The sequence below is a fragment of the Microbacterium sp. P2_F9 genome (assembly GCF_056403635.1).
Genome location: NZ_JBFUFC010000330.1, coordinates 1 through 2,376 on the forward strand (window position 1 = coordinate 1; position 2,376 = coordinate 2,376).

Here is a 2,376-nt window from a genome sequence, read left to right on the forward strand (position 1 = left end):
GGGGCACGTCGCCGCTCAGCACGAGCACGTCGCCGTCGAAGCCGGCGAGCGCGGCGAGGGCGAGCTCGACGGCCCGCCCGGTGCCGGGGACGTCGTCCTGGTCGACCACGATCGCGGTCGGCGCCGAGTCCAGCACGGCCGCGGCGACCAGGTCCCGCTCGTGGCGCACCACCACGACGACGCGCGCGGGCGAGAGCGAGTAGGCGGTGTCGAGCACATGCCCGACCAACGGCCGCCCGCCGATGCCGTGCAGCACCTTCGGCAGGGCGGACTTCATCCGGGTGCCCTGACCCGCGGCCAGGACGATGACGGCGAGCTGCGGGTCTGCGGCGATCTCTGACATGCTCCGCCGCCAGGATTCGAACCTGGGCCTAACAGCTCCAAAGGCTGTCGTGCTGCCGTTACACCACGGCGGACCGCTGCGTCCGAACGAATCGGGCGCCGCGCATCAAGTCTGCCATGTGCGGGCCGGACGACCGTGGCGCCGGGGTTCGTCGTGCCCCCGCCGCCACGGGTGGATCAGCCCGTGACGGCTCCGGGTAGAGTCAGCGCTCGTGGGGACCAGTACCGGCAGGAAGAAGCCGACCATCCGCGATGTCGCGGCTGAGGCGGGAGTCTCGCACGGCACGGTGTCCCGCGTGCTCAACGGCGGCCACTGGGTCTCCCCCGCGGCCCGAGAGGCCGTCGAGGAGGCGATCCACCGCACCGGCTACACGACGAACCACGCCGCGCGGAGCCTCGCGACCGGGCGCGCCGGATCCCTCGCGTTCCTGCTCACCGAGAGCCAGCATCTCCTCTTCGAGGATCCGACGTTCGCCCTGCTCCTCCGCGGAGCCGCCGAGGCCCTCACGTCGCGCTCGATGACCCTCGTGCTGCTGGTCGCCGGCACCCCGACGGAACGGGCCGGCGTCGAGCAGTATGTGAAGGCGGGCCACGTCGACGGCGTGCTGCTGGTCTCCTCCCATGAGTCCGACCCGCTGCTCGCCTCCCTCGTCGCGGCCGGGATCCCCACGGTCTGCTCGGGCGTCCCGCTCGGCGATCATGCGCACGTTCCCACCGTGTCGGTCGACGAGGAAGGCTCAGCGCGGGCGATGACGCGCTATCTGATCGAGAAGGACTACCGGCGCATCGCGATCATCACGGGTCCCGATGACACGCCCGGCGGTCGCTTCCGCCTCGTGGGGTTTCAGGCCGAGATGGGCGACCGGTTCGATCCGGCGCTCGTCGAGCAGGTGGCCTACGAACGCGGCGCCGGCGCTGAGGCGATGACGCGGCTTCTCGAGCGAGCGCCCGACATCGACGCCGTGTTCGCGGCATCCGACATCATCGCGGTGGGCGCCATGGCGGCCCTGCGCAAGGCGGGCAGGCGTATCCCTGAAGACGTCGCCGTCGCGGGCTTCGACGACTCCGGGCTCGCCGAGACCCAGGAGCCGCCGCTCACCACCATGCGCCAGCCGTGGGACCAGATCAGCGAGCGCATGGTCGACCTCCTCATCGACGCCATCGCCGGCCGCAAGCGCGAGTCGATCGCCCTGCCGACCACCCTCGTGGTCCGCGAGAGCGCCTGAGCGCCCCCGATAATGGGGTCATGACTCAGGAGGCCGACGAGGTCGATCGCATCGTCGAGGCGTGGACCGCGCAGCGCCCCGACCTCRACTTCTCGCCCCTCGAAGTGCTCTCCCGGGTCGACCGGCTCTCCCGCCACCTCGACCGCGCCCGCCGAGAGGCATTCCGCCGCAGCGAGCTCGAGCCGTGGGAATGGGACGTGCTGTCGGCCCTCCGCCGCGCCGGCGAACCGTTCCAGCTGAGCCCGAAGCAGCTCCTGCAGCAGACGCTCGTCTCGAGCGGGACCATGACCAACCGCATCGACCGGCTCGTCGCGCGCGGGCTGGTGCGGCGGGAAGCCGACCCGGACGACGGGCGCAGCATCCTGGTCACCCTCACGCCGGATGGACGGACTCGAGTGGATGCCGCGATCACGCGGCTGGTCGACGCCGAGGCCGTGCTGCTCGCTGCGCTGACGCGCGGCGATCGCGAGCGCCTCGCGGGTCTGCTGCGCAAGCTCAGCCTCGGGTTCGACGCMTGACCAGGCCAGCCCGGCAGATCAGCCGAGCAGCTCGCTGAGCTCGAACCAGCGCGCCTCGGCGGCTTCGCGATCGCTCTCGAGGCCCCCGATGCGGGCCATCTCGGCGGCGATGCCGACGTAGTCCCCCTGGTCGTGATCGGCCAGCCCGGCGCGTCCGGCGAGGATCTGGGTCTCCAGCTTCGCCAGGCGTCGTTCCAGCGCGGCGAGCTCCTTCTGCGCGGTGCGCAGCTCGGCGCCGGCGAGCGCGGGCGCTGCCGTCGGGGACGCGGTCGGCGCGCTCGCCCCCGCGG

General features: G+C 72.4%; 4 protein-coding genes and 1 tRNA gene. 2 read left to right on the top strand and 3 right to left on the bottom strand.

The features are described 5' to 3' along the window. Together AC1DVT_RS19575 and AC1DVT_RS19580 are read right to left on the bottom strand one after the other, a co-directional pair. Positions 1 to 343 (bottom strand): NTP transferase domain-containing protein (locus AC1DVT_RS19575; RefSeq protein WP_477390991.1); only part of this gene is annotated, 343 nt, incomplete at its 3' end. Between the two features lies 1 nt (position 344). Further along, positions 345 to 416 (bottom strand) — tRNA-Gln (locus AC1DVT_RS19580). Positions 417 to 554: 138 nt separating this feature from the next. On the opposite strand from AC1DVT_RS19580, the gene AC1DVT_RS19585 reads away from it, so the two are divergent. Together AC1DVT_RS19585 and AC1DVT_RS19590 are read left to right on the top strand one after the other, a co-directional pair. Beyond that, entirely contained in the window at positions 555 to 1,568 is a 1,014-nt protein-coding gene (locus tag AC1DVT_RS19585) for a LacI family DNA-binding transcriptional regulator (protein ID WP_477390993.1), read from the top strand. 20 nt (positions 1,569 to 1,588) lie between these two features. Further along, entirely contained in the window at positions 1,589 to 2,086 is a 498-nt protein-coding gene (locus AC1DVT_RS19590; protein ID WP_477390995.1) for a MarR family winged helix-turn-helix transcriptional regulator, read from the top strand. An 18-nt stretch (positions 2,087 to 2,104) separates the two neighbouring features. Here AC1DVT_RS19590 and AC1DVT_RS19595 read toward each other — a convergent pair. Beyond that, positions 2,105 to 2,376 (bottom strand): ABC transporter C-terminal domain-containing protein (locus AC1DVT_RS19595; RefSeq protein WP_477390997.1); only part of this gene is annotated, 272 nt, incomplete at its 5' end.